Source organism: Pseudomonas sp. (assembly GCF_049645325.1).
Taxonomy (GTDB): Bacteria; Pseudomonadota; Gammaproteobacteria; order Pseudomonadales; family Pseudomonadaceae; genus Aquipseudomonas.
The window spans coordinates 1-8570 of record NZ_JBARTQ010000690.1 but is presented as its reverse complement, the minus strand read 5'-3'; the positions used below and the strand labels follow the sequence as shown (position 1 = coordinate 8570).

The window sequence follows — 8570 nt, the reverse complement described above, 5'->3', positions numbered from 1 at the left end:
CCATCGCAGGCAAGCCAGCTCCCACAAAAGCCAGTCCCCACACTGATCGGGTCCGGCATACAAAGTTTGTGCTCGGCGCCCGATCATTCGGGCGCCGAACGGTCCATCAGGCTTGCGTCAGCGTCTTCACAGCACGTTCGAAACGGTCCAGGCCTTCCTGGATGTCGGCGTCTTCCACCACCAGGCTCGGGGCGAAACGCACCACGTCGGGGCCGGCTTGCAGGATCATCAGGTTTTCTTTTTCGGCCGCGTTGAACACGTCCTTGGCCTTGCCTTTGAACGCGTCGCTGAGCACGCAACCGATCAGCAGGCCCAGGCCACGCACTTCGGTAAAGATGCCGTATTGCTCGCCGATCTGTTCCAGGCGCGCCTTGAACAGGGCGTGCTTGGCATTCACCCCGGCCAGCACTTCTGGGGTGTTGATCACGTCAATCACTGCCTCGGCCACCGCGCACGCCAGCGGGTTGCCGCCGTAAGTGGTGCCGTGGGTGCCGACCACCAGGTGCTTGGCCAGGTCTTCACGGGTGAGCATCGCCGCAATCGGGAAACCGCCGCCCAGGCTCTTGGCGCTGGTGAGGATGTCCGGCACCACGCCGTAATGCTGGTAAGCGAACAGGTGGCCGCTGCGGCCCATGCCGGTTTGCACTTCGTCGAACACCAGCAACGCATTGTTGGCGTCGCACAGCTCACGGGCACCTTGCAGGTAGGCCAGCTCGGCCGGCAGCACGCCGCCTTCGCCCTGGATCGGTTCCAGCACCACGGCGCAGGTCTTGTCCGACACGGCGGCTTTCAGCGCGGCCAGGTCGTTGTAAGGGACGTGGGTAATGCCGGTGATCTTAGGGCCGAAACCATCGGAATACTTGGACTGGCCACCGACGTTGACGGTGAACAGCGTACGGCCGTGGAAGCTGTTCAGCGCGGCAATGATCTCGTATTTCTCGCTGCCGAAACGGTCGAACGCCACGCGACGGGCCAGCTTGAACGCGGCCTCGTTGGCTTCGGCGCCGGAGTTGCAGAAGAACACGCGCTCGGCAAACGTGGCGTCGATCAGCTTATGCGCCAGGCGCAGGGCCGGTTCATTGGTGAAGACGTTGGAGACGTGCCACAGCTTGTTGGCCTGTTCGGTCAGTGCACCGACCAACGCCGGGTGGGCATGGCCCAGTACGTTGACCGCGATGCCGCCGGCAAAGTCGATCAGCTCGCGACCGGCCTGGTCCCATACGCGCGAACCTGCGCCACGCACGGGGATAAAGGCGGCAGGTGCATAGTTGGGAACCATGACCTGGTCGAAATCGGCACGTTGCACCGGGGCTTGCTCAACGGACATCGGAGTCTCCTGAAGAGGAACGCCTGCCTGGAACTGGCGGGCGATGCAGGGATTGTAAGGACAGTTTTCAGCGCGGCCTTGCCGCCAAGCGACAACTTCTTATAGCGCCAACCCCCGTTTTACGCGGGTTTACGCCAATGCGACAAATAGCATCGCAATGGCGCAGTTTAAACTGCCCAGCCCTTTTGGGGCAGGGTCAACACCGCATAACTATCTAGCGCCGAACGCGGCACCCGCGCTGATTTACTGATGGGCTTTCCGGCCGATCAGAGACCCGCCATGAGCAACGAACATCCCGACAGTCATTACCAACTGCTGCGCCAGGCCATTCCCGCCTGGCTCGGCCAGGCCACGCCCGCCAAACACGCCGCCCTGGCCCAGGCCAAGCCACGCCCACTGACCGCCACCGCCGAGCAGCGCGCCGAGCTTTTGCGGTTGAACGGCGAACACTGGCGCGCGCAGACCCGCGTCGATGCCGCACTGAAAAACCTGCAAGAGCCCACAGCCTTCGCGCGCCCGATCCTCGAAGCAGCGCTGCTGGCCCGCTTTGGCCTGACCCTCAACACCGAGACGACCTTCTTGCGTCTTTATATTCCCCTGAGCGTGCCGTGGTTTCCGATCCCCAGCGGCGCGGCGCACACCCGGACCTTGTCGCTGGTGGACGCCGCCTTACAGAACTTCGAACAGGGTGAAACCTTGCCCGGCGCCTTTGAGCCCAGCTCGACCTACACCAGCGAACCTTCCGCCGCCAGCCGGTTCGATACCCTGCCGCACCTCGAACAGGCCTTGCCCATCGCCGCCTTTGCGACGCTGTGCCGCGAGCTGGACATTGGCGCCCGCTATCAACAGTACCTGCGCGCACAATTGGGGATTGGCGAACCCGTCGCCACTGCCGTGCTGCAACACAAGGTACGCGCCAGCCAGCAAGCCGCGCTGCGCACCGCATTGCACCTGGCACGAACGCAGGGGGATATACAGGCGGATTTCGCCGCCGTTATTGAAGCGCTGCTGGCGGGCGAATCGGCGCCGATACTCGATTATCAGGCCGTGGGTTGCCACGACTTGAGCATGATGGACGTCCCCCTGACCGGCGTCATGCTGTTCGCCGCCGACCTTGAGCACGTGCGCTCGGTGCAGCGCATCGTTGCCTACATCCCCGATGACCCGCAGCACCCGCTCAAGGAATACGCCTCGGCGCTGACCTTCAAGCAGGCCCTGACCCAGCAACTGCGCGACAGCGAATACCAGGCGTTTTTCAGCCGCTTTGTCGCCCACGACAAACACGGTGTGTTTTTTGCCGGCTTGAGCCAGCGCCTGGCGCGGGTCATCTGGCACCCGCCTGTGCCAGGCAGCCAATTGGCACCTTGGCGCAAAGCGCCCACCGACGACCCTAAACTGCAGTTCGTGGCCACGCTGATCCCGGGCGACCCTTGGGTGCAGCGTTATCAACAGGCGCTGAACAAGGTCCTCAACGACGGGCGCAGCCTTGCGCTTTCGACCGCCGATGTCGACCGCACCGCGCGCTGGAAACGCTGGGACGCGCTGGTCGACGTCGCGTCTTCAGTCCTCAACACGGCCTTGCTGGTGGTGACGCCACTGATTCCGGGGTTGGGCGAATTAATGCTCGGCTACATGGCTTATCAACTGCTCGACGACGTGTTCGAAGGCATCGTCGATTGGGCTGAAGGCGTTTCGGATGAAGCATTCAGTCACTTGATGAGCGTGCTGCAATCGCTGGTGCAATTAGGCGCGTTTGGCGCAGGCGCAAGCATTGGCGCGGCAGAACTGCGCAAAGTATTGCCACAGTCGGTGCTGAGTTTTGTGGACTGGCTCAAGCCCGTGACGCTCGCCAACGGCAGCCGGCGTTACTGGCAACCCGACCTTGCGCCTTATGAACAAACCCTCGCGCTGCCGCCGCGCCTGGGGGCCACGCCATCCGGTTTGCACCGGGTGCGCAGCGAATCGATCCTGCCGCTGGAAGGCCGGTTGTACGCCGTGCAAAAAAACCCGGACGGGCGCTATGTGATCAAACACCCGACCCGTCCCGACGCCTATACACCGCAACTGCATCACAACCAGGAAAGCGCCTGGCACACCGAGCTGGAAGACCCTCTCACCTGGGACAAGCCCACGCTGCTGCGCCGCCTGGGTGCGCACGCCGAAGCCCTGGGCGAAACCGACCGCGAACTGGCGCTGAGCCTCAGTAACGTGCCCGAAAATGCCTTGCGCAAAATGCACCACAACAACGAGCGCGTTCCGCCATTGCTCGGCGATGCCATGGCCCGCGTGCACATCGAACGGCAAATCCAGACGCTGATCGAGCGGCTTGAAAGCGACGATCCGGCCCTGCACAGGCAGATCGACCCGCAGGACTTACTGCAACTGCTGGTCAGCTACGGTGCGTGGCCCAAAACCCGTGGCTTGCGGTTCCTCAACACCCAGGGCCGGACCACCTGGGAGTTCGGCGAACCCAACCAACCGATCGTGCAAATTCATGAAGCACAACTGGGCAACGGCGACCTGCTCAAGACCGTGCTGCAAACCCTCAGCCCAGAAGAAATACGCACCCAATTCGGTGAGCGCCCCAGCGACCCGCAACTGAGCCTGGACACCCGCGCAAAGCACCTGCGCAAACGGCTGGCGAGAATTGCCGACACCCACCGCACGCAACTCTTCGACTCGCGCTACGCCCACTGGCAAACCAGTGCCGAAATACCGGTGCAACAGCTGCAGCAGGCGGCTCCCGGCCTGCCTGCCAGCGTGGTCGCGCGCCTGATCGACCATGCCAGCGGCGCCGAACTGCAAGCGCTGGAGCAACGTCGCACCCCTCCACGCCTGGCCGACCTGGCCCAAGACGCCCTTCAAACACTGCGCATCAACCGCGCCTATGAAGGCCAGCACCTGACAGGCGTGAGCAATGCCGACAGCGACCGCCTGGCGCTCAACAGCTTGAAAGTCCAGCCGGGTTGGTCGGACCAGATTCAACTCGATGTGCGCGAAAACTCGATGCAAGGCCCGCTGTGGCTACAGATCGGCCCCGATGACGCCCCGCTGCGCCGCACGTTGATTCGCCACGACAACGGCCGCTACGTGGCCCACGACGACAAAGCCCCGCTGGCCGGTGAAACCGACCTGTACAGCGCGATTCTCGCCGCCCTCCCAGACGCCCAGCGCCAAGCGCTGAACATCGACATCCATCAAGGCGCCGAACTGCGGCTGCGCCTGCGCCAGCCGCCCTTGCCGCGCGACCAACTGCGCGAGGTTCTGGGCATCACTGCCCCGGCACAAACGCCAACGGACACCTTGCGCCTGCTGGGCAATGTGGAAGGCTACCCCATGCAGACACAGGGCCCGACTCGCCCACTGAGCCATTACGAACGTGCGCGTTTGCTGTTTCCCGGGATCGACAACCGGCAGATCCAGGACCTGCTGGACCACCTGCAAACCCAGCCCGGCGGGGTCAGCCACGGCATTGCCGCACTGGCCGAGGAATACCACCGGCTCGACCGCGACCTCAACGACTGGCAATACGACACGCCCCAGCCCACCGACAGTGGCGAACCGAGCGTCAGTCACTATCGCTACGAGCGCCATAATCGTCGCCTGGTCGCCGAACAAATCAAGCGCTGCTGGCGACGTGAGACTGACCTGGACAGCTATTACGACGATCCCGCCCGTGACGGTCACGTCCTGCGTCTGGAGGCGCCGATTAATGGCGTGCTCCCAACGCTGACGGCCAACTTCGACCACGTGACGTTACTGACCCTCAACGGCGGCCCCGCCACCACTGGCGCCGAGGCCTTTCTCAGCCGCTTTGCACGGCTGCGTCACCTGGAGGTCACGGGCATCAACTTCGGCGATCTGCCGTCGTCACTGAACCAGATGCCGCGCCTCAACACCCTCGGGCTCGCCCATTGCAACATCACCCTCAATGCGGCCAGTCACGCCCGTCTGGCCTCAATGAACCGCTTGCAAAGCCTGGTGCTTAACAACAACCCCCTGGGGCAGGTGCCGAGCGTTGAAAACATGCCGGGTCTGGTGATCCTGGACCTGGCCGACACCGGCATCGATCAACTGCCCCCCGGCCTGTTCACCCGGCCGGAACTGCAGGCGGCCTTGCTGGGCGGCAACCAATTGCGCGAACTGCCGCCGGCGCTGTTCGCGCTAAATGCAGAAGACAGTCGACGGTTCGACCTGAGTGACAACCCGCTGTCGCGCGCAACGCTGGAGCAGGTCAAGGCCTACTACCAGCGCTACGGCACACACTGGGAAGCCGATGCACAAGCGGTGGACATTCGCGATGCGCGCCTGCTGTACCCGAGCCTCGACCGGGAAGCGATCAACCGACTGATCTTCGCCTTGCCGGGTGATATAGAGGCCGGAAAAATCGAACTCGCGCGCCTGGCCGGGGAGTTGAACACGCTAAGGCAGTCGCTCGGGCAGTGGCAACAGGCCTCGACCGCTACCCCGCCTGAGTACGCCAGAAGAACAGCCTTGTGCCACCTGCTGGAGCGCAGTTGGCGCCGGGAAACCGAACAAGACACCCCACACATTCACGCGCTGAACATTCCCCGCCACCTGGCGGGAGAGCTGCCCTCGACGAGCGCGTCGTTCGGGCATATCAACTCGCTGATCATCGAAGGCAACGGCACGGCGATCGATCCCGGCGGCTTCCTGCGCAGCTTCCCCGCCCTGGAAATCCTGGATATCGAAGGCACGCCCCTGGGCGACATTCCCGCCTCCGTCTTCAGCTTGCCGGCACTGACCTTCATAGGTTTGCCGCGCTGTTCGATCACCTTGTCGGCGGCGTCGCGCGGCGCCCTGGAAGGTTTGACCCAACTCCACTACCTGGACCTGAGCCATAACCCGCTCGGCGCGCCAGCGGATTTTACCCGGCTGACACGCCTGACCAGCCTGACACTCACGGATACCGGCCTGACTCAGGTGCCCAATGGCCTGCTGACACCGGAGCGTCGCGGCTCGATCAATTTGAGCCACAACGCCATCGAACAGTTGCCCGACATCACCTTCAGCCTGCCCGCCAGCGCCACCTCGGCGTTCGACCTGTCGGCCAACCCGTTAAGCCGCGCCACCCTCGATCAGGTAAAACGCTACTGCCAGCGCACCCACGAACACCTCAATGCCAGCGCGCCGCACGCCGAGCGCGCGCGCCTGCAACGCCTGTTCCCGACCTTTGTCGACGGAGAGCTGGACCGTTTCCTCTTCAAGTTACCCGGCGACATGGACGCCCTGCCCGGCGCCTTGGGTCAACTGGAGGCCGAGTACCATCAGTTGGCCACCGACCTGCAGCAATGGGTGCTGGATGTACCCGCCGACCATCCGATCCTCGGCGTGCCGCTGGACGAAAACACCCGCGCCCTGCAACAACTGACCCGCCGTCGGTTTAAATCGCTGATGGAGCAAGCCTGGCGGCGCGAATGTGCCGAGGACGAAGAAAGCCTTGATGAGGAATTTTCTCACTCAGTGGTGCTGGAAACGCCAATCATGGGGCCCCTGCCGGCACTCAATGCGCGGTTCGAGCACGTCTCGTCTTTTGAACTGCAAGGCGACGGCACCACAACCCAGGTCGATGGCACGCTGCGATGCTTTGCCAACCTGCAGACACTCAAGCTCAATCGCTGCGCGCTGGGCACACTGCCCACGGCGTTGTTCAGCATGGGCAAGTTGACCAACCTGGAGCTGGCGCAATGCGCCATTCGGCTAACCCCCGAAACCGCGCGCAACATGGCCGACCTCCACACCCTGGAGTTTCTCGACATGAGCCAGAACCCACTGGGCCACGCCCCGGATCTGAGCACGATGAGCAACCTGACGTCGCTGCACCTCAACGCGGCCGGGCTGCAGCAGGTGCCGAACGGCCTGTTCGCCCTTGAAAACCTGATGACCGTCGACTTGAGCCACAACCAACTGCGGGAGATGCCCGCGGCGCTGCTGGAAATGATTCCGGAGTTACACGACGACTCGGACCTGAGCAACAACCCCTGGTCGGCGCAAAGCCTGAGTTACCTGCGCGCCTACTTCCAGCGCACCGGCATCGACTTCCAGGTGCTACAAGCCGGTGTGGACGATCAAGGCAACCCGCTGAGTCAGCCGCTGAGTCACGGCCAAGAGGAATAACGCCGGGCTCAACCTCGTTCCGACGGCACCGAGGACAATTCGAACGGGCTGCTGCTGCGGCGCTGGTTGCGGTCTTCACGCGGGGTGGCGCCAAAGAAGTTGCGGTAGGCGCTGGAGAAGTGCGGCCCCGAGGAGAAGCCGCACGACAAGCCGATCTGGATGATCGACTTGCTGGTTTGCATGAGCATCTGGCGCGCCTTGTTCAGGCGCAGTTCCAGGTAATACTGGCTGGGAACGCGGTTGAGGTATTGCTTGAAGATCCGTTCCAGTTGTCGTCGCGACACGCACACGTGCTGGGCGATTTCATCGGTGGTCAGTGGTTCTTCGATGTTCGCTTCCATCAGCAACACCGCCTGGGTCAGCTTCGGATGGCTGGAACCCAGGCGGTTTTGCAGCGGAATGCGCTGGCGCTCGCCGCCTTCGCGGATGCGCTCCACCACCAGTTCTTCGGAGACGGCACCGGCCAGCTCGGCGCCGTGGTCACGGGCGAGCACGGCCAGCAACAGGTCGAGCACCGACATGCCACCACAGGCGGTCAGGCGATCACGGTCCCAGTCGAACAGGTGGCTGGTGGCGATGACCTTGGGGAAGCGCTCGGCGAAATCATCCTGCCAGCGCCAGTGCACGGCGGCACGGTAGCCGTCGAGCAAACCGAGCTGGGCCAGCGGGTACACGCCAGCCGACAAACCGCCGATCACACAACCGGCACGTACAAGTTGCTTGAGCGCAGTGCTGAGCTGGGAGGCGATGACCGTGGGCGGCTCATCCGCCAGCAGGAACAGCTTCTGAAAGCCTTCAAGCTTGCCGGCCCACGGCTCGCCCGGCAATTGCCAGGCGCCCTCGATCGGGGGCTCGGCGAGCAGGAACGACAACTCGTAGACCACGTCCGGATGCACCCGCTGAGCAACGCGCAAGGCCTCCTCAGCCAGCGCAAGCGTGAGTGCTTTTGTGCTGGGCCAAATCAGGAAACCAATTCGATGGGCGGTCATGGAGGGCTATCCGAAGCGAGTAACAGTAATGAAGACAAAGGCCAATGCTAGCCCGGAAACGAACACAAATCTCAAAACAAACGGAGATCCCCTGTGGGAGCTGGCTTGCCTGCGAT

At 63.3% G+C, this 8570-nt stretch carries 3 protein-coding genes; 1 reads left to right on the top strand and 2 read right to left on the bottom strand.

The features are described from left to right. Nucleotides 1-106: 106 nt before the first annotated feature. A complete protein-coding gene (locus WBB95_RS29340) occupies nt 107-1327 on the bottom strand; it encodes an aspartate aminotransferase family protein (protein ID WP_424490770.1) in 1221 nt (406 codons plus the stop codon). Between the two features lie 279 nt (nt 1328-1606). On the opposite strand from WBB95_RS29340, the gene WBB95_RS29335 reads away from it, so the two are divergent. Further along, the gene (locus WBB95_RS29335; RefSeq protein ID WP_424490769.1) at nt 1607-7465 is read left to right on the top strand and encodes a dermonecrotic toxin domain-containing protein; all 5859 of its coding nucleotides are present in this window, start codon (nt 1607-1609) and stop codon (nt 7463-7465) included. Between the two features lie 8 nt (nt 7466-7473). Here WBB95_RS29335 and argR read toward each other — a convergent pair whose 3' ends face one another. Continuing rightward, nucleotides 7474-8454, bottom strand: coding sequence for a transcriptional regulator ArgR (gene argR / locus WBB95_RS29330; protein ID WP_424490768.1), 981 nt, complete (start codon nt 8452-8454; stop codon nt 7474-7476). Nucleotides 8455-8570 lie beyond the last annotated feature (116 nt).

What these genes read in the sequence shown, in the direction of transcription:
- argR (WP_424490768.1), bottom strand. Translation starts at nt 8,454, where the DNA reads ATGACCGCCCATCGAATTGGTTTCCTGATTTGGCCCAGCACAAAAGCA.
- WBB95_RS29340 (WP_424490770.1), bottom strand. Translation starts at nt 1,327, where the DNA reads ATGTCCGTTGAGCAAGCCCCGGTGCAACGTGCCGATTTCGACCAGGTC.
- WBB95_RS29335 (WP_424490769.1), top strand. Translation starts at nt 1,607, where the DNA reads ATGAGCAACGAACATCCCGACAGTCATTACCAACTGCTGCGCCAGGCC.